The sequence below is a fragment of the Caballeronia sp. INML2 genome (genome assembly GCF_023631365.1).
GTDB lineage: Bacteria > Pseudomonadota > Gammaproteobacteria > Burkholderiales > Burkholderiaceae > Caballeronia > Caballeronia turbans.
Genome location: NZ_JALQDH010000080.1, coordinates 23,161 through 42,037 on the forward strand (window position 1 = coordinate 23,161; position 18,877 = coordinate 42,037).

The 18,877-nt window shown below is 61.9% G+C and carries 15 protein-coding genes; 10 read left to right on the top strand and 5 right to left on the bottom strand.

The features are described from left to right. Nucleotides 1-25 precede the first annotated feature (25 nt). From NCT32_RS27575 to NCT32_RS27615, 9 genes are all read left to right on the top strand, one after another. Nucleotides 26-1,459 (top strand): MFS transporter, encoded by a 1,434-nt coding sequence (locus NCT32_RS27575; protein ID WP_250490663.1) that lies wholly within the window; start codon nucleotides 26-28, stop codon nucleotides 1,457-1,459. A 143-nt stretch (nucleotides 1,460-1,602) separates the two neighbouring features. Continuing rightward, on the top strand, nucleotides 1,603-2,439 hold the full coding sequence (locus NCT32_RS27580) for a shikimate dehydrogenase (RefSeq protein WP_250490664.1): 837 nt from the start codon (nucleotides 1,603-1,605) through the stop codon (nucleotides 2,437-2,439). Nucleotides 2,440-2,544: 105 nt separating this feature from the next. After that, entirely contained in the window at nucleotides 2,545-3,561 is a 1,017-nt protein-coding gene (locus tag NCT32_RS27585) for a Gfo/Idh/MocA family protein (protein WP_250490665.1), read from the top strand. Between the two features lie 829 nt (nucleotides 3,562-4,390). After that, a complete protein-coding gene (locus NCT32_RS27590; RefSeq protein WP_250490666.1) occupies nucleotides 4,391-6,334 on the top strand; it encodes an arylsulfatase in 1,944 nt (647 codons plus the stop codon). 7 nt (nucleotides 6,335-6,341) lie between these two features. After that, nucleotides 6,342-7,385, top strand: a complete 1,044-nt coding sequence (locus NCT32_RS27595) for a formylglycine-generating enzyme family protein (protein WP_061121612.1) — start codon at nucleotides 6,342-6,344, stop codon at nucleotides 7,383-7,385. A gap of 32 nt (nucleotides 7,386-7,417) precedes the next feature. Further along, entirely contained in the window at nucleotides 7,418-8,170 is a 753-nt protein-coding gene (locus tag NCT32_RS27600) for a MetQ/NlpA family ABC transporter substrate-binding protein (RefSeq protein ID WP_250478034.1), read from the top strand. Further along, entirely contained in the window at nucleotides 8,164-9,120 is a 957-nt protein-coding gene (locus NCT32_RS27605) for a hypothetical protein (protein WP_061121611.1), read from the top strand. Before NCT32_RS27600 ends, NCT32_RS27605 begins: the two co-directional genes overlap by 7 nt. Nucleotides 9,121-9,866: 746 nt before the next feature. Beyond that, nucleotides 9,867-11,021, top strand: a complete 1,155-nt coding sequence (locus NCT32_RS27610) for a low temperature requirement protein A (RefSeq protein ID WP_250490667.1) — start codon at nucleotides 9,867-9,869, stop codon at nucleotides 11,019-11,021. A gap of 2 nt (nucleotides 11,022-11,023) precedes the next feature. Then, entirely contained in the window at nucleotides 11,024-11,203 is a 180-nt protein-coding gene (locus NCT32_RS27615) for a hypothetical protein (protein WP_061121609.1), read from the top strand. Nucleotides 11,204-11,879: 676 nt separating this feature from the next. Here the strand turns inward: NCT32_RS27615 and NCT32_RS27620 are convergent. Continuing rightward, nucleotides 11,880-12,866 (bottom strand): AraC family transcriptional regulator N-terminal domain-containing protein, encoded by a 987-nt coding sequence (locus NCT32_RS27620; RefSeq protein WP_409241544.1) that lies wholly within the window; start codon nucleotides 12,864-12,866, stop codon nucleotides 11,880-11,882. Nucleotides 12,867-13,031: 165 nt separating this feature from the next. On the opposite strand from NCT32_RS27620, the gene NCT32_RS27625 reads away from it, so the two are divergent. After that, nucleotides 13,032-14,408 (top strand): NAD-dependent succinate-semialdehyde dehydrogenase, encoded by a 1,377-nt coding sequence (locus tag NCT32_RS27625; protein WP_250490668.1) that lies wholly within the window; start codon nucleotides 13,032-13,034, stop codon nucleotides 14,406-14,408. Nucleotides 14,409-14,457: 49 nt separating this feature from the next. Here NCT32_RS27625 and NCT32_RS27630 read toward each other — a convergent pair whose 3' ends face one another. The 4 genes from NCT32_RS27630 to NCT32_RS27645 all read right to left on the bottom strand — a co-directional run bounded on the left by NCT32_RS27630 (nucleotide 14,458) and on the right by NCT32_RS27645 (nucleotide 18,763). Further along, entirely contained in the window at nucleotides 14,458-15,831 is a 1,374-nt protein-coding gene (locus NCT32_RS27630) for an MFS transporter (RefSeq protein WP_250490669.1), read from the bottom strand. A gap of 65 nt (nucleotides 15,832-15,896) precedes the next feature. After that, nucleotides 15,897-16,721, bottom strand: coding sequence for an enoyl-CoA hydratase-related protein (locus NCT32_RS27635; protein WP_250490670.1), 825 nt, complete (start codon nucleotides 16,719-16,721; stop codon nucleotides 15,897-15,899). Between the two features lie 27 nt (nucleotides 16,722-16,748). Then, entirely contained in the window at nucleotides 16,749-17,525 is a 777-nt protein-coding gene (locus NCT32_RS27640) for an enoyl-CoA hydratase-related protein (protein ID WP_250490671.1), read from the bottom strand. Then, complete coding sequence (locus NCT32_RS27645; RefSeq protein WP_250490672.1) at nucleotides 17,522-18,763, bottom strand: CaiB/BaiF CoA-transferase family protein; 1,242 nt, start codon at nucleotides 18,761-18,763, stop codon at nucleotides 17,522-17,524. The genes NCT32_RS27640 and NCT32_RS27645 overlap by 4 nt, the downstream gene beginning before the upstream one ends. Nucleotides 18,764-18,877: the final 114 nt, after the last annotated feature.

Genomic DNA, 18,877 nt, shown 5'->3' on the forward strand with positions numbered 1-18,877 from the left:
AAGTCAATCACCCATGGAGACAGGCATGAACGCAAAGGCACCGGCTAAGCCTCACGGCAAGCGCCAGTCGAAGATCGCAGCCGCTAGTGGCTGGATCGGCTCGGCGCTCGAGTACTACGACTTTTTCATCTACGCGACCGCGGCGTCATTGCTGTTCCCGCAGCTGTTCTTTCCCTCAAACAATCCAACGGTAGGCATCGTCGCTTCCCTGGCGACCTTTGGCGTCGGCTATGTCGCACGACCCATAGGGGCAATGGTGCTCGGGCACATCGGCGACCGCCACGGACGCAAGACGGTCTTGATCTTCTGCATGCTCTTAATGGGCGTCGCAACGATGTGTGTTGGCCTCTTGCCCACCTATCAGCAGATCGGCATCTGGGCGCCAGTGCTGCTCGTCATCCTGCGGCTCATTCAAGGATTCGCAGTCGCCGGAGAGATGTCCGGCGCCAGCTCCATGATTCTCGAACATGCGCCGTTCGGACGGCGTGGCTACTTCGCAAGCTTTACCCTTCAAGGGGTGCAGGCAGGGCAACTCCTCGCGGCAGGCGTCTTCTTACCGCTCGCCCACTTCATGCCGAAGGATCAGTTTGCTTCCTGGGGTTGGCGCATTCCGTTTCTGCTGAGCGTCGTCGTGATCATCGCGGGCTACATCATTCGGCGCGAGGTCGATGAAACCCCCGCGTTTTCTGAAGAACAGGCACACGGAGAGGTTCCTCCCTCTCCGGTCATCGAGGTCCTGCGCGAGAGTTGGGGCGATGTCTTGCGCGTTGTCGGCATGGCACTTGCCGCGGTCACCGCGCTTCTAGCGACCGTGTTCGGTGCTACCTATGCAGTCCAGCCGGCGTATGGCATTGGCTTTCCTGCCGCCGTTTTTCTGTGGGTGCCGGTGCTTGGCAACCTTTGCTCCGTAATATTGATCCCCCTCGTTGGCAACCTCTCGGACAAGATTGGTCGCAGGCCCCCGGTTCTGGTCGGCGTCTTGAGCTCCGGGGTCCTTGCTTTCGGCTACCTGTACGCCATCAGCATCCACAGTATCTGGCTCTCACTGGTCTTTTCCATGCTCATGTGGGGCGTCGCTTACCAAGGCTTCAACGGCGTGTTCCCGAGTCTCTTCCCCGAACTGTTCCGCACGCGCGTGCGTGTCACCGGCATGGCGATTGGACAAAACGTCGGGACGACTTTGTGTGCCTTGCTGCCGTCGCTTTTCGTCGCGGTCGCGCCCCCCGGGTCCTCCAACATCCCGTTGAAGATCGGCTTTCTCACGTTCGGCATCTGCCTGGTCGCAGCGTTTGCGGCGTTCACTACCCGGGAAACCTACCGCATCCGCCTCGCCGATCTGGGCGACCGCAACGCGATTCCCGTACCGAAGGCCGAATATGAGCGTCTACGCAGAGAAGCCATAACCTCGGCTAGCAAGGATGCCGCTGAACCCGAGTTTGCCAGTAAGGTGCGGTCTTAAGCAGCCGCCAGCCGCCTGCTCGCCGTAATCAGCGCGTGGGCGCAACGCAGGCTCGACATCACTGCAAAGGTGCACTTCGGCGCCGTATGCCGGTTCGAATGTGCACGAATTGACCTTCGTCCTAGATCGAACATCAAACCGAAATGCAATCACATATCTCAGGTACAACGCGCCTCTACGGTTTGGTAGGCGACCCGCTGAGTTCCGCGAAGTCGCCACAACTGTTGAACCGGCTGTTTCTCGAACAGCGCGCCGATGCGGCTTGCGTTCCTTTCTGGGTCGAGGCAGATAACCTCTCGGCCTTCGTTAGCGGAGCACGAGCGATGGGCAATCTGTCCGGCATGCTGGTCACGATGCCTCATAAACAACGGATGCTCGCATTTGTCGACGAGCTGGATTCGACTGCTCGCGAGGTCGGCGCGCTCAACGTCATCCGCTGCGAACCGGATGGTCGCTGGGTCGGCGCGATATCCGATGGCATCGGCTGCGTTCTTGGGATGCAGTGGGAAGGCAACCATCCGGCGAATAAGTCAGTGCTTCTCGTCGGCGCAGGAGGCGCGGGTAGAGCGATCGCATTTGCCGTCGCTTACGCAGGCGCTAGCAAGCTGACGATCTCCGATGTCGACGAGCACCGTGCCAGGGATCTTGCGGCGTCTGTCGCCGCCGAAACGGGTCGTGCTGTGCGTTCAGGGCCATCCGATCCGGATGGTTTCGAGGTCGTGATCAATGCGACGCCGCTCGGCATGAAAGCAAGCGACGCCATGCCAGTTGATCCGGAGCGGCTCGCACCGGGCACTATCGTGGTAGACATCATTAATGCGGCCGAGCCGACGCCGCTGCTCCGAGCCGCGCAGGCACGTGGATGCCGTACCCAGGACGGCGGTCCAATGCATCAAGGACAGGCGTTATACGCACTGCGCTTTCTCGGGTTCGATTACCGCCCTGAAGGCCGAGCCGGGGTGGACGTCGGCGCGACGTGAGCAGCGTAGCAGCCACGCACGGCCCCAGTCGCGAAAAGCGGCCGAATTAAGTCAGTTGTTACCCCTTCAATCAAGAACGGGCGGAATCTACGAAGGAGAACATGTATGAAAGTTGCCTTGTTGGAGGTGAGCCACTGGCATGTCCCGCTGTATCTTGATGCGCTCGAAGCGCCCGGGATCGAGGTGGTTGCCGTCTCCGATGCGCAGCAAGCGAAGGGCGAAGCGATCGCTGCACGCTTCGGATGCAAGCTTTACTCGTCGGCCTACGAGTTACTTGAGCGCGAGAAGGTCGATTTCGCTTTCGTGTTCGGGCGGCACTCCGAGATGCCTGCGCTTGCCGAGGCCGTAATTGCGCGGAACATTCCGTTTGCGTTAGAAAAGCCGTGCGGCGTCAACATGTCTCAAGTCACCCGGCTTCGCACGCTGACCGAAGAAGCGAATCTTTATTGCGCGGTGCCGCTAATCTTCCGAATGAGCGAGTTGCTCGGGTCACTTGGAGAAGCGGAGGGACGCATACCATCCGACTTTAACTACATGTCATTTCGTTTCGTTGCTGGACCGCCGAGTCGATACGAAGCATCAGGCTCCGGTTGGGCAGTCAACCCCGTTTATTCCGGCGGTGGATCCACTATCAACCTGGCGACACACTTCATCGATTTTTTCCGGCTGCTCACAGGCAAGGAGGTTGTCCGTGTCTCGGCCGTCATGAACGCAAGAACGCATCGAGGCGCCGTAGAAGACTATTCGCTTGTGACCATGCAGACCGAAGATGGCGTGATCGGCCTTATCGAGACGGGATACAGCTTTCCCAGTACCGCCGACGAGCAGCGCGAATTTTCCTTCACTTTTTCTTCGGACCGTATGTACGCGAAGTCTGGCCCGGACAGAATCGAGTTCCGCGACCGGAATCAGCTTTCGGCAGGTACGCGAAGCCGCCGACTCCAGCTCGAGACTGATATCTACTACCCCTTGTTCGTCAAGCGGGTGCTCGCCGAGAGCCAAACCGGCGCAAAGCCGATCGCATCGTTGCGCGACGCGGAGCTGATGATGCAAGTCATGGACGCGGCCTACGCTTCCGCTCAACAAGGCGGAGTGCTCGTTCACCTCGAGCCGATTTCCTAGGTCACACATCAGTCGGGTAGGAATGATGCAAGACGGTCCGAACTTGAAACCACCGACGGCCGCCAATTTGCAACGGCCGTTCGGCTGAATCCCTGTTGGGCAATTAGTCGGCCGCGGAGGCGCATAGTGCAAACGTCGAGGGGAACAGCGGCGGCCTAAAACGAGCACGATGAAAATTGAGCCGTGTCGCGCCCTCGTCGGCGTGCGCGCGATCGAACGCCCACACTGCAGGGAACCCGATCAACTCACACATCTCTGAGAACGGATACATCCCGTCGTCGGCGGCTTCCGTACTTCGGCGCGAGAATCTGCCCGTAGACATCTTCAAGCGCCTTTGCGACGGTTAAGAAGCCCGACGCTGGATAAATGGTTAGGGAGAATCCAATTTTCTGCTGGGGCGCAAGGTGCGCGCAACGATCTGGAAATCGCTGTGGCTGCGAGTTTCAACCGCCACTTTTATCTTGCTCACCATATCTTCGACCGGAATCACGGTAGGGTCCACGCTTGTCAGGCAGCGGCATCACACTCAAGAGCGCGCCGAGCCATCCGGCGATCGAGCTGAAGCCACGGCCGCGCCTAGTGCTGTGCAGGCTCCCCATGAACACCGTAGTGATGATCCGGATAGCGCGGCGGTACTTCTTGCAGCGCGCGATGACAGTCGAGGATCAGCACTCACATAGCCCTTCGTTGTATTCACGAGGGCGGGCAACGAGCGACGTGCACCGACACAAATCGTTCACGCTGCGGAGCAAAGCAGAAATCGATCTTTGGCGCACCGGGCCGCGTTGCTAACATCGCCGCTCCATTCCAACGGCCTACCATAACGACAATGATCTCGTCCCGTTCGATTGCGCTCCGTCGCGCCGCAGTCGCGCTTGCCATAGGCAGTCTGTTTACGCTTGCCTCGTGCGGTTCTTCCGACGACGGCGCGCCCGTCACAACGCCTGTCGCCTCCGCCGCCAAGCGTCCCAACATCCTCTACATCATGGCCGACGATCTCGGCTACTCGGACATTCATGCCTTCGGCGGTGAGATCAATACGCCCAACCTCGATGCGCTGGTGCAGTCGGGCCGCATCCTGACGAATCATCACACCGGCACCGTCTGCGCCATCACGCGAGCGATGCTGATTTCGGGCACGGATCATCATCTCGTCGGCGAAGGGACGATGGGCGTGCCCACCGACGAGCGCAAGGGTCTGCCTGGTTACGAAGGCTACTTGAACGATCGCGCGCTGTCGGTGGCGCAACTGCTCAAAGACGGCGGATACCACACCTACATGGCGGGCAAATGGCATATCGGCTCGGGCATCGTCGGCAGCGCGACGGGCGGCGGACAGACGCCGGATCAGTGGGGATTCGAGCGCAGCTACGCGCTGCTCGGCGGCGCGGCGACGAATCACTTTGCGCATGAACCCGCAGGCTCGAAGAATTACACCGAGGACGGGCAATACGTGCAACCGGGACAGCCCGGTCAGCCGGGCGGCACGGGCGGCAGTCCGGCCGTGTTCTATTCGACCGACTTCTACACGCAAAAGCTCATTGCCTACATCGATTCGAACAAGGGCGACGGCAAACCGTTCTTCGCGTACGCCGCGTACACGTCGCCACACTGGCCGCTGCAGGTGCCGGAGCCTTATCTGCACAACTACGCGGGCAAGTATGACGCCGGCTACGATGCGATCCGAAGTGCGCGCATCGCGCGACAAAAAGCGCTCGGCATCATTCCGGCCGACTTCACGCCCTACCGGGGTGCTCCGGAAACACTGACTCAATCGCCCGCGACGGCGAACAACGGCGCCGCGAACGCGAAGTACGTCAGCGCCGTGCATAGCGCAGCGCAAGGTTACGGCGACTATGGCCCGGGAACCGTCGACAAGTCCTGGAACAGTCTGTCCACCGCGGAGAAGAAAGCGCAGGCGCGCTATATGGAAATCTACGCGGGCATGGTCGAGAACCTCGATCACAACATCGGGCTGTTGATCCAGCATCTGAAGGACATCGGTGAATACGACAACACATTCATCATGTTCCAGTCGGACAACGGAGCGGAAGGCTGGCCGATCGATTCTGGCGCCGACCCGATCGCAACCGACACCGCGAACGCGACGGACGCGATCTACCCGACGCTCGGCACCGACAACGGCAAGCAGAACGCACAGCGCCTGCAATATGGCCTGCGCTGGGCCGAAGTAAGCGCTACGCCGTTCCGTCTCGCCAAAGGCTACGCGGGCGAAGGCGGTGTGTCGACGCCGCTCATCGTGCATCTGCCCGGTCAGGCTGCGCAACTGCCCACGCTGCGTGCATTCACGCACGTCACCGACAACACGGCGACCTTCCTCGCGATCGCGAAGATCGATCCGCCGACGCAAGCTGCACCGCCGCTCGTCAACACGTTGACGGGCGTCGATTCGAACAAGGGCAAGGTCGTCTACAACAACCGATATGTGTATCCGGTGACGGGTCAATCGCTGTTGCCGTTGCTCAATGGCGATGCGTCGGGCGAAGTACACACCGCCGCATTCGGCGACGAGGCCTACGGGCGCGGCTATCTGCGCAGCTCCGACGGCCGCTGGAAGGCGCTGTGGACCGAACCGCCGAGCGGTCCCGTCGATGGACACTGGCAGCTCTTCGACTTGCAGGCCGACCGCGGCGAGAACAACGACGTGGCGACGCAGAATCCGTCGATCATCGACAGTCTCGTGCAGCAGTGGAACACCTATATGAGCACGGTCGGAGGCGTCGAGCCGCTACGTCCGCGCGGCTATTACTGAGCGCGACATGAAACGACACTGGCAGACCATCGGCGGCGCGGCGCTCGTTATCGGCATACTCTTCGCGGGAGGCTTCGGCGCCGCGCTCGCTGTCGACTCCGATCGCGGCTTCGATCCGCGCAATCTGACACGCGCGCTTGCACCGCTCGGCTCCGAGCAGCAATGCGAGCGTTACACTGGCCTGCCCGCGCACTGGCGTGACGATTCGCACGCGGGCATGGTGCATCTCAGCGGCGGCGAGTTCGTGTTCGGCAGCAAGCTCGGTTACGAGGACGAGCGTCCCGCCGGCGACGGAAGAACGAAAGTCGGAGGCTTCTGGATCGACCAGACCGATGTCACGAATGCGCAGTTCGCCACCTTCGTCGAGGCCACCGGCTATGTGACTGAAGCCGAGCGCCAGGGCGGCGCGGTCGTCTTTCACGTGCCCACGCGTGAGGAAATGAACGCACGCGATCTCGCGTGGTGGTCGTGGGTGAAGGGTGCGTCATGGAAGCATCCGCAAGGTCCCTCGAGCACGTGGAAGAGCCACGAAAATGAGCCCGTCACGATGGTCACGCTCGCCGACGCGCTCGCCTACGCGCACTGGCTCGGACGTGACCTGCCGACGGAAGCCGAGTGGGAATACGCGGGCAAGGCCGGTCACGAAGGCGCTGAACTGGACGCCGCCCCGCGCGATACGCACGGCAAGCCATCGGCGAATTACTGGCAAGGCGTGTTTCCCGTGCTCGATTCGGCCGAGGACGGTCACGCGGGTCTCTCGCCAGTCGGCTGCTATGCGGCCAACGATTTCAGGCTCTACGACATGATCGGCAATGCCTGGGAGTGGACCCGCGATCCGTACACGGGAGCGCGCCAGCCACATTCGAACGGAGACACCGCGGCCGTCGCCCCCGCCACGCGCCGGCACGATACGGCGATGGTCATCAAGGGCGGCTCGTTTCTGTGCTCGCGTGACTACTGCGTGCGTTATCGGGCGTCGTCGCGCGAGCAGCAGGAAGCGGATCTGCCCGCCTCGCATATCGGCTTTCGCACCGTATCGAGGGATGAGTGATTCGTTTGAGTCGAACTCTCCTCGGCGCGCTCGTGGCCGTCTGCTGCACGTTCGTCGATGCGGCGCCGCGCGCTGTTCGTATCGGCGTGACGGCGGGCGAAGAATCCCAGATCATGTCGCAGGTGCGCGACGTCGCCGCGAAGCAAGGGCTGCGACTCGATATCGTCGTCTTCGAGAACCCATCGCACATCGACGCCGCGTTGGCGGGGGGCTCGATCGACGCGGCCAGCTTCGAGGACGAAGCAAGCCTCGACGCGCGGCGCAGGCGCGACGGCTATGCGATTCGAAGTGTCGCCGCGACAGTGACATTGCCGATGGCGTTCTACTCGCGCAAGCTCGCATCGCTCGCCCAACTCACACGCGGCGCGACCATCGCCATACCCGACGATGCGCCCGGCATGGCGCGTGCGCTGATCTTGCTGCAGAACTATGCGTTCGTCACGCTGAAGGACAGTGCGGGACTTTCGCCCACTGTCGCGGATATCACGAGTAACCGCTACGGCCTGCTCATCCGTCGTGTGCCACGCGCCCGGCTGTACGCGATGCTCGATACGGCGAGCTTCGTCGCAATGAATGCCGACGACGCCGCGCACGCCGGCCTGATGCCCGGACGCGACAGCATCGGCATCGAGGATGCCCGCTCGCCCTGGCAACACGTGCTCACGGTGCGTTCGGGCGAAGCGAACGCGCCGTGGGTCGCGCAACTCGTGCGCGCCTATCACTCCGGCGACGTCGCCCGCTTCATCCTCGCGCGCTATCAGGATTCGGTGCGCCGACCATGGTGAGCCCGTTTCCACATGCGTTTTCGTTCGAATGCACGGCGTGCGGCAAGTGCTGCAATAGCCCGCCCGCGTTGTCGTTACGCGAATTGTTCCGCTATCGCGATGTGTTCATCGGCGCCATTGCGATCAGCCGGGCACCGCCCGTGCGGGCGGGCCAGCGTGTGCGCACTGGCCCATATGAAACCCTTCTGAGCGATGAGCACGCGAGCGCTTGTGACGCGCTCGCCCGGCTACACACCTTCTCAATCGGGGCGCATGGCGATTCCATCAGCGTGACGACACAGGCCATCGACTACGCTTCGTCCGGCCGTTGTACCGCACTCGCGGACGACGGCCTTTGCCGCCTGCATGCCGATGGCAAACCGGATCAGTGCATCGCCGTGCCGCTCGACCCGCTCGTGCCAGACCGTCTGCAACATGTCGTTCTGGCGCAGCGCTCGTTCGGCGAGGGCTGGCTCGGTGCGCAATGCATCGAGCCGGGCGAGCGGCGCGAGCCGGCACTGGTCGCGAACGGCGGTATCGTCGCCAACGACGCGAAAGCGGCGGTGGAACGCAGGCGTCGCGCGCTTGCAACGGAGCGCGAGTGGTGCGGCCGCACGATCGCCGATGCACTACGGCGCGACTTCGCTGCCGATCCGCGCCGCGCGCTGGCTCAGGTTCCCGAGAACGGATACCGGACCATTTCGCTCGTGCCCGCGTTGCTCTTCATTGGCGCAATGTCGCCGGTGCTTGCGCGGCATTGCATCGGCTATATCGACGCTCAGACGGCGCTGATCCGCCGCAACATCGCACGCGCGATCGAGCGGCGCCGCCTCGACGACCGGCCGATGACGCAGACATTGCGCGCTTTTCTCGATGCCCTCGCCCGCGCGCGCGAGCAACTCGCGAGCATGCGCACTCAATCGAATGGATGGCCGCTCGCAAAAGAAGCCGAAACCTACTTTTTATGCTAGGCGGCTGATGGGGCCGCGATACATGCTTCGTCCGTAAGGCAACGGCTTTATCCTCACGCCACACATAGATTTCTCGGATACGAAGAAAATTCCCAGGTAAGCGTGGCATGCGCAAGTCGCGTTTAACGTTGGCAGTTTGGCGAGCTGACGGCGTTGGCGACGTGGACCGGCAGGACGGTACCCGTGCATCAGCGAAGTCACACTTACGGCCCACATCTGCCCTTCGACCCGACGCCCGCGCTACGGCTGCTTCCAAAGTGGAACAGCCATTCGAGCAGCCGTCTCGGCCGGCAAGTTCTTGGCCTTTGCGGACCTTCGACGAGGCTTCCTTGGACGTCGGCGATGTGTCGGGTTGCCGCCATTAACAGCGTCGCGCAGCAGAGGGTCGTTTCCTGCATTCGCCAACTCACAGTTTCGGTAGAGTCGAGATGTGGCGCGCTAGCGGCAGGTTCGGTTTGTCTGTTGCCGCCCCCTTCGTCTGGCGGTGCCCGAGTAACCGTCGCCTTAACCCCGTCTCCACATCCCGCTTAGCGAACCGGACATGCAGATCTCCCGCATCCGCAATCCAATGGACAAACCGTGAGGAAGTATCATGACAGATACCGGCGTGCTTACGAGCCACCAGCGCTCACTATTCGATCATTATGTAACCAATCCTAGATAATCGTGAGCCGCCTCGTCCTGCCATTCTTATCGCGACACAACCCGCGGACGTGCCCCCGGCGCAAGCACGACAATGAGGCGATATGCACAACACAAAATATTTCGAACCCAATCGCCGCGCCACCTGGCTCGAGTTGTTCTTCGACCTGATTTTTGTGGTAGCGATCGGTGACGTAACGCATATCTTGAGCCACACGCACGATGGTCATCTTGACCCACTCCAGTTCTGGCAATACGTCCTGATTTTCATACCTTTGTGGTGGATTTGGGCCAGCCACACGATGTATGCCAATCGGTTCGATGCCGATGACCGGAAGCATCGGGTGGCAACCCTGTTCATCATGTTCCTGCTGATTATCATCTCAGGCTTGATCGACCAACGATTCCTGGCCAGCTTTGACGTTATCATCGTCTGCTACGCCGGTTCGAAATACATCGTCGCCATGATGTATTTCGTGTCCAAATACCGGCATGAGGAAAGCGAGGCAGTCACAACGGCAGTTGGCTGGGTAATCGTCGCTGGCACCACCATCAGCCTCGCTTCGATCCTGTTCCCGGCGCCACAGCGTTATGTCGTGTTTTACCTCGGAATACTGTTCGATCTGATTGTGTTCATCTTTTTTTTGCCGCGTCGTCTCCAAGGCATCCCAGCGCATACCGAACACCTGATCGAGCGCGTGGGTCTGCTCACGCTCATCATGCTGGGAGAGTCCGTTATCAGCCTGTCGACGGGACTGGCCAATATCAGCTGGAGTGTGGAGAGGCTGATGACCGCCGCCACCGGCTTTGTGACGATATCGAGCATCTGGTGGGTCTACTTTGACAGTTTTCACCTGCTGTCCAAACAGAAGCTCGCGACCGGCCATTCGGTCCTGTACTCGCATTTTTTCGTTTTCATCGGCCTGTCGATCCTGGCCAGCATGATCCGGCACGCGATCCTGGACGACATAGTGGTATCCGATTTCCGAGTACTGTCGGTCATCGGCGCGGTCTGCTTTTTCATTGGCAAGCAGTACGGCTATTTCATGGAGCGTCCCGAGTTGCGGCGCCAACTGGTCGTCAACACCCTGATCGTATTCGTGTTGATCGGGTTTGCCCTGCTATTGCCCAGAACCAGTTACATCCTGCTTGGTCTTACCGCTGCGGTGATTTGTTATGCTTTCCTCAGTCTCAGATACCTGAACGTCCCGCCCCAGCGTCACGACCGTCCGCGCGACAGCGCTATCACAGGAGACTAGCCATGAGCGACACCGCAAGTTCTCCAGCCACGATGCGCGGCTATGCCATCAGGGCCTGTTGCGAAGAGATGGTGCTGATGAACGATCTGCCGCTTCCGACACCGGGGCCGCACGACATCCTGATGGGGTGCGTAGTGCGGAAGTCGGCGATTGGGACGAACTGGTGCGCACCGGGGCTCTGATAATCATATAGCCGGCTTCCCTCCGTTCGACTCGACCCGCTGGCGGAGAGTCGGGGGCCCTGTCGCAGCAGGCCGAGCGCGAAAAGCCTGCAGGAACCGGAGTCACGATCTGTGGAGCGGCGCATCGTTGAATTTCACCAGTGTCTAACGCTTTACCTTGTTGGCATTCAGGAAGCGATGGTCAATTATCGACTAGACTTCCGCATTGGAAGCGGTTGACTCCGAATTGGGTTTTGAGTTGATGACCGCCTACTGCAAGCGACGGAGGTGACATCAACCAGTCCTCCTATCGTTCGGCCGCTCATCGTCCTGCAGCGGCCGCTGTGCCCGCGTCAGACAAACGTCAGCTAAGGCCGATCAAGCAACGTTCACCATCTTGAATTGAATGGCCGCTTCCTGGGTGCAGACGACGTCTGAGTGTCCCAGCGACGGTGCGGGCGCATGACGCTTCATGGCCGAACTGTGCCGACCCTCGAGCCATCCCCGAAAGATTCCCACGGCATCAGTGCTGACGCCCGCGCCCGACAGTGGCCGCAGCACCCGTCCGTCGCTGCTCCTGACGCCATGAATTCAGACGGCGCCCGCCGGATCCAATCGTCAACGGACCTCGACATCGCTCGAGCCTCTATCGCCCAAATTCCAAAAAGACGATAGTCGAAACCATTCAACCGCCGAATCAATGCGACGAAACATATAGCGCGGACCCCGGACCCGCCTCCGGGACTGCAGAATGCTGTTTCATTCGTCGCAATTCTTGCGAAGGCGTGCCACCAAAGAGCCGCTTGAATTCGCGGCTGAACTGTGACGCGCTCTCATAGCCCACCCGTGCGCTTGCCGCAGCAGCTGTCATGCCTTGCCGCGCCATCAACAGCCTCGCCTGATGGAGTCGCGTCGACTTGATGTACTGCAGCGGAGAAGTGTTCGTGGCCGCCTTGAAGTGCAGATGAAACGACGGCACGCTCATTGCCGCTTCCCTTGCGAGCGTTTCGATCGTCAGCGCCTCGGCATAACTAGAATGAATCATGCGCAGCACTCTCGATATGCGCCCGAAGTTTCCATTCAGGTTGAGCGCCGCACGCATCGAAGCGCCCTGTTCGCCGATGAACACGCGAAAGTAAATCTCCCGCACGAGGGTTGGCCCCAGAACCGCGGCTTCGAGGGGATCGCGCATCGCATCGAGGAACCGCACCATGGTTTCGCCGAGCGCCACATCCAGCCTCGTCGTGGCCATGCCGCCCGGCTCGCCCGGCACCGCGCCGTTGCGCTCGTCGATCTGCAGCAACACATCGGCGGCAAGCGTCGCATCGAGGCGCACGTACACCGCGAGCAACGGTTCGTCGGCGGTCGCGTCGGTTTCCATCGAGAACGGCAGCGGCAAGGCGACGGCCAGATAGTGCTGCGCATCGTAGACATAAACCTTGCTGCCGAGATAGCCCCGCTTGCGGCCTTGCGCGATGACCACGATCCCCGGCTCGTACAGCACCGGCGTGCGCGTGAGCGGACGATTCGACCGCAACAGGCGAATGTCAGGCATCGGCGTCGCGTTATAGCCTTCGTTTGGCGCGAGTTCCAGCAGCCGGCTCACCATCGAAGCGTGCACGCGAGCGAGTGCAGCGGCTTCGCTTTCTATCGTCGGCAATTTGGAAGAGCAGTGTATTTTCATGCTTCGAGTTCGATAACAGTGTGTTCATAGAATCGGGCAAGCTTCGCAGACGATCACACGTTCCCGTCACGTTGCCACATCCCTAACATTCGATCATGCATCGGCATGCGCGAATTGCGATCCCTCGATGCCCTGAGAAGACTCACTTACTTCGGAGAAAAAAGCATGATCAATGTAATCAATCCCGCCGACGGCACACTCGTCGGGCAAGTCGAACATCATTCGGAAGCGCAGGTGCGCGCGGCCATCGATCGGACATGCGCGGCCTTTCCAGCCTGGTCGCGCACGCTGGCGCGCGAACGAAGCGCACTGCTGCGCAAATGGTTCGACCTCGTCAGCGCCGACAAGACCGCATTCGCCGAACTGATGTGCCGCGAGAACGGCAAGTGCATGTCGGAAGCCTTCGGCGAAATCGACTATGGCCTGGGCTTCGTCGAATGGTATGCCGAGGAAGCGAAGCGCGTGTACGGCGACACCATCCCCACGCACGCGAGAGACGCCGCGGTCATCGTGACGAAGGAACCGGTCGGACCGGTCGCGTCGATCACGCCGTGGAATTTCCCCTTCATGATGATCACGCGCAAGGTCGCGACCGCGCTCGCGGCGGGCTGCACGATCCTGCTGAAGCCCTCCGAGGAAACGCCGCTGACTGCCTACAGGCTGCTCGAATACGCGCGCCGCGCCGGCATTCCGGAAGGCGTGTTCGAGATGGTCACGGGCGACCCGGCGCAAATCGGCAAGCTCATCACCGACGATCCGCGCATCCGCAAGATCTCGTTCACGGGATCGACCGCGATCGGCAAGCTGCTCGCCGCGCAGTGCGCCGGCACGCTGAAGAAGATGACGATGGAACTGGGTGGCAACGCGCCGTTCATCGTCTTCGACGACGCCGATCTCGACGAAGCCGCCAAAGCGCTCGTGTCCGCGAAGCTGCGCAACAGCGGGCAGGTCTGCATCTCGCCGAACCGCGTGTATGTTCAGGCGAGTGTGCATGACGCGTTCGTTCAGCGCGTGAAGGCGCTCGTCGAAGCGATTCCGGTCGATCAGGGATTGCAGGACGGATTCGTCGTCGGTCCGCTGATCAATCGCGCGGCCATCGAAAAGGTCGCCAAACTCGTCGACGATTCGCGCGAACGCGGCGCCCAGGTCGTGCTCGGCGGACATCCGCACGCAAAAGGCGGACTCTTCTATGCGCCGACCATTCTCGTCGATGTCGCGGACGACATGCCGATCGCATCGACCGAAATCTTCGGTCCCGTCTTCCCGGTCTATCGCTTCTCGACGGAAGCCGAAGTCATCGCGCGCAGCAACGACAGCGAGTACGGTCTTGTCGCCTATGCGTTCACGCGCGATCTGGGCCGTTCGTTCCGGCTCTCGCGCAACATCGAGGCGGGCATGGTGATTCTCAACTCCGGCTCGGTCGGCACGGCTTCGGTGCCGTTCGGCGGCGTGAAGCAATCGGGTTACGGACGCGAAGGCAGTCATCATGGAATCGAGGAATATGTGCACGTCAAATACACACTGATGGCCGGTCTCGCCTGAACCACGCGAGGCGCGACATCACGATGCCGCGCCTCGCGTGATCGTTGGCTCAGCGCACCGGCAACTGCACCGCGTCCGCAGGACTTGCGCATTGGACTTCGCGATTGCGCTGACGGATGAGCCGATCCTGCCGCAGTCCCCAGAAGAACGTGACGGCAAGACACGGCAACAGCGACACGATCGAGTACCCGACGCCTGCAAGCGGGTTGCCCGTCAGATTGACGAGCGAAAGGCTGATCAACGGAAGGAATCCACCGAACAGCACGTTGCCGAGCTGCTGCGACAATCCGAAGCCCGTAGTCCTGCTTTGCGGCGGAAAACATTCGGCGATGAACGCGGGCAGCGGCGCCATGATCATCGCGGTCAACATGGCGAGCAGCGCGACGAGCAGCGTCACCGAGGCCCAGTTGCCTGCGAGCGCGTTTGTCCTGATGCCCGCGAAAGCCGGATACGCTGCGAGTATCCATAGCACGATGCCGATGAGCATCACACGCGCGCGGCCGATCGCATCGGACAGACGGCCGAACACCGGATAGAGCGGCGCGGCCACGACGATGGCAACGCCGAGGCACAAATTCGCGCGCGACGGTTCGACCTTCAATACGTTCTGCAGGAAGTACAGCATGTAGACGATCGACGTATAGAGCGACACCGACGTTCCGCCCTGCGCGCCAAACATCGCGACGAGAATCGCCTTCCACGACGTCGCACTCGACAACGTGTCCTGCAACGGCGATTTCGACAGACGGCCGGCCGCCTTCATCTCCGCGAATACGGGCGTTTCCTTCATGCCGAGGCGGATCCATGTCGCCACCGCGACGATCGGCGCCGAGATCAGGAACGGCACGCGCCAGCCCCACGATTCGAACGCCGCTGCATCGAGCGCGAACTTCAGCGCAGACACGATAGCCAGCGCCAGCAAAAGGCCGAGGCTCGCGGTGCTTTGCAGCACGCTCGTCGCCATGCCTTTGCGGCCTGCGGGCGCGTGCTCCATCACGTAGACGACGGCAGAGCCGTATTCGCCGCCGAGCGCGATGCCTTGCACGACGCGCAGCAAGATAAGTCCGATCGGCGCGAGCAAGCCGGCCGCTGCGTAGGTCGGCAGACAGCCGATGCCCACCGTTGCGATGCCCATGATCGCGAGCGTGATGACGAACGTCTTCTTGCGTCCGATGCGGTCGGACATCGGGCTGAAGATGATCGTGCCGAGCGGCCGCGCGACATACGCGATGCCGAAGGTGGCGACGCCCGCCATCGCGGCGACGGTCCGGTCGGTCGACGGAAGGAACAAGTGCGTCAGCGTCGATGTCAGCGCGACATAGACGAAGAAATCGTAGTACTCGAGCATCGTGCCGAGGCTCGATGTAGCGATGATCCGCATCATGCCGGGCTTGGCATTGCGGGCGCCGGAAGTCGTGGACATGGTCGTCTCCTGTGATTCGGTTTTGTGAGGCCACGCACGATCGACGCTGTGGCCGTATCGGCGCATCACATGTGCGTGCGCTTCTTCGCCGCCTGCTGCTGCAGAAACCGGTCGACAGCCTCCTTGTGCTCGCGGCCGCACAACAGAATGGCCTGCATGCTCGCCGCCATTTCGAGCGTCGTCGCAAGCGATGCATCAGCCGCTTCGCGCACGAGCCGCTTCGCCATGCGCAGCGCCGTCGGCGGGTTTTGCGCGATGCGCTTCGCAAGCGACAACGCCTCGATGTCGAGCGCATCCGCCGGTACGACCTTCGACACGATGCCGAGGTTCAGCGCCGCTTCAGCATCGATGAACTCGCTGGTCAACGTCAGTTCGAGTGCCTTTGCATAGCCCACGATGCGCGCGAGAAACCATGATCCGCCTATGCCCGACACGAGTCCGAGCCGCAGGAAGCTCTCTGCGAACACGGCGTTCGCGCTTGCCATGCGGATATCGCACATCAACGCGAGATCGCAGCCGGCACCGACTGCGGCGCCATTGACCACGCATACCGAAGGCACGTCGAGATCGCTCAGTGCGCGCGTGATCCTGTGCAAGCTGCGATGCAGGCGGTCGCGCACATCTTCGACGCCGCCGCTCATGAGATCGCTGCCGCGTTGCATGTCCTTCACGTTGCCGCCCGTGCAGAAGTGCCGCGGCGACGACGAGCGCAGCAGCACGCAGTGCACGTCGCGCCGGTCGTTGATCTGCTCGAGTGCGTCCGATAGCGCTTGCGTCATCGCGACGTCGAGCGCGTTGCCGTTGCTCGGGCTGTTGAGCGTGAGCACGAGCACGCCGTCATCGACGGACGATTCGACGAGTGAATCGGCATCGTTCGATTGAGTTGACACGACAAAGTCTCCTGATTGTTCCGGCGATCACCGGTTCTGGAATGCGGCCTGACGGCGTTCGAGAAACGCGGCCATGCCTTCTTTCTGATCGGCGAGCGAAAAGCCCGCGTGAAAAAGCCGTCGCTCGAACAACAGCCCTTCCGACAGCGACGACTCGAACGCGCGATCGACGGCTTCCTTGACCGCGACGATCACCGGCAGCGAATGACGCGCGATCTGTTCGCCGACGCGCAGCGCTTCGTCGATCAACTGCTCGCGAGGGACGACCATCGACACGAGCCCATAGGCCAACGCCTCGCTCGCATTAAAAGGTTCGCCGGTCAGGCACGCGAGCATCGCCGTCGATTTGCCGACCGCGCGCGGCAGACGCTGCGTGCCGCCCGCGCCCGGCACGATGCCGAGCTTGATCTCGGGCTGGCCGAAGCGCGCGTCGTCCGCGGCGATGACGATGTCGCACATCATCGCGAGTTCGCAGCCGCCGCCGAGCGCGTAGCCGCCGACCGCCGCGATCAGCGGCTTGCGCGCCGTGCGGATGCGGTCCCAGCTACGCCCGATGTAGTCATTCGAGAATGCGCTCGCGTAATCGAGCTTCGACATCGCGACGATGTCGGCGCCGGCGGCGAAAGCCTTGTCGGATCCGGTCAGAACGGTCGCATGAACTTGCGGATCGTTTTCGATGCGCAGCAAGGCATCGACGAGTTGATCCATCAACGCATCGGTCAGCGGATTGAGCGGGTTCTCCGACGCGAGACGAACGAGCGCGACCCGCCCGCGCCGTTCGCTCACGATCATCGCGGCGCTCATGCGCTCACCTTGCGGTCTTCATCGCACGTCTCGCGCGGGGCGCGGCTCACGCGGATCACGCCCGCGTTCAGCAGTCCCGCGATCTCGCTCTCGGCGAAGCCGTATCGTTCCAGCATTTGCAGCGTGTGCTGGCCTGTCAGCGGCGCGGGCATGTCCGGCGCGCTCGCACGGTCCGACGGGCCGAGCGCGAAGCCATGCGTGCGCATGGGACCCGCGACCGGATGATCGATCGTCTGCGCCAGTCCGCATTCGGCGTATTCCGCTGTTTCGATGACATCGCCGTAAGTAGCGACGGGCGCGCAGAGGATGTCGCGCGCCGCGAGCCGTTCCATCCAGTCCGCAGTCGTGCGTTCGACGAAACGCGCCGCGAGTATGTGATGCAGCGTCGCGCGATGGCGCACGCGATCGTCGTTCGTGGCGAAGCGTGGATCCGCTTCGAGTGCAGGCGTTGCCACCACTTCACATAGCGCGCGCCATCGTTGCGGGTGGTAGGCGACGACCATCATCCAGCCGTCCTGCGTCGGGAACGCTTCGTTCGGGCACGCATAGGGCGCGGCGCTGCCGGTCTTGTCCGGCTCGCGTCCGGATGCGAAGAACGCGGCGAAGCCGATCTGCTGCAGCATCAGCGTAGCGTTGTAGAGACTCACGTCGAGATGCTGCCCCCCGCCGCCCGCGCGGACCTGATGCAGTGCGCCCAGAATCGCGATCGAGGCGAGATAGCCGCCCATCATGTCCGCTATGGGGATCGGGACTTTCAGCGGCTCGTCGCTTGTCGTGCCGAGCGTGCTCATCAGACCGCTGACGGCCTGGATCACGCCATCGACGCCAGGCCGCTTGCGATTCGCGCCCGTCTGTCCGAATGCGGAGATCGAGCAGTAGACGAGCCGGGGATTCGGTTGCCGCAAGGTGTCGAAGTCGAGTCCCATCGACGCCATCACGCCCGGCCGGAAGTTTTCGAGGAGCACGTCCGCATTCCCCAGCATGCGGCGAACGGCCTCGCGCCCCGCGTCGGTTTTCAGATCGATCGCGACGCTGTGCTTGTTGCGGTTGACACTGATGAAGGCCGGGCTTTCACCGCTTATCCACGGGGGCCCGATGCGTCGCCCGATCTCGCCGTCAGGCGGCTCGATCTTGACGACGTGCGCGCCGAGATCGGCGAGCGTCATCGAGCAGACCGGTCCGGCGAGAACGTGCGAGAAATCGATCACCCGCACGCCGTTGAGGCTGTCTCTTGGCATTTGTGATTGTCCTGTCTCGTGATTCGCCACCGCGACGAATCATGCTGACGAGAATAGGTACCCACCGCCCTACCGGACAATCTACAATTTAGAAACGAGCCGTTGACTTTTTGT

What these genes read in the sequence shown, in the direction of transcription:
- NCT32_RS27590 (WP_250490666.1), top strand. Translation starts at nt 4,391, where the DNA reads ATGATCTCGTCCCGTTCGATTGCGCTCCGTCGCGCCGCAGTCGCGCTT.
- NCT32_RS27585 (WP_250490665.1), top strand. Translation starts at nt 2,545, where the DNA reads ATGAAAGTTGCCTTGTTGGAGGTGAGCCACTGGCATGTCCCGCTGTAT.
- NCT32_RS27640 (WP_250490671.1), bottom strand. Translation starts at nt 17,525, where the DNA reads ATGAGCGCCGCGATGATCGTGAGCGAACGGCGCGGGCGGGTCGCGCTC.
- NCT32_RS27595 (WP_061121612.1), top strand. Translation starts at nt 6,342, where the DNA reads ATGAAACGACACTGGCAGACCATCGGCGGCGCGGCGCTCGTTATCGGC.
- NCT32_RS27620 (WP_409241544.1), bottom strand. Translation starts at nt 12,866, where the DNA reads ATGAAAATACACTGCTCTTCCAAATTGCCGACGATAGAAAGCGAAGCC.
- NCT32_RS27610 (WP_250490667.1), top strand. Translation starts at nt 9,867, where the DNA reads ATGCACAACACAAAATATTTCGAACCCAATCGCCGCGCCACCTGGCTC.
- NCT32_RS27630 (WP_250490669.1), bottom strand. Translation starts at nt 15,831, where the DNA reads ATGTCCACGACTTCCGGCGCCCGCAATGCCAAGCCCGGCATGATGCGG.
- NCT32_RS27645 (WP_250490672.1), bottom strand. Translation starts at nt 18,763, where the DNA reads ATGCCAAGAGACAGCCTCAACGGCGTGCGGGTGATCGATTTCTCGCAC.
- NCT32_RS27580 (WP_250490664.1), top strand. Translation starts at nt 1,603, where the DNA reads ATGCAATCACATATCTCAGGTACAACGCGCCTCTACGGTTTGGTAGGC.
- NCT32_RS27575 (WP_250490663.1), top strand. Translation starts at nt 26, where the DNA reads ATGAACGCAAAGGCACCGGCTAAGCCTCACGGCAAGCGCCAGTCGAAG.
- NCT32_RS27625 (WP_250490668.1), top strand. Translation starts at nt 13,032, where the DNA reads ATGATCAATGTAATCAATCCCGCCGACGGCACACTCGTCGGGCAAGTC.
- NCT32_RS27605 (WP_061121611.1), top strand. Translation starts at nt 8,164, where the DNA reads ATGGTGAGCCCGTTTCCACATGCGTTTTCGTTCGAATGCACGGCGTGC.
- NCT32_RS27615 (WP_061121609.1), top strand. Translation starts at nt 11,024, where the DNA reads ATGAGCGACACCGCAAGTTCTCCAGCCACGATGCGCGGCTATGCCATC.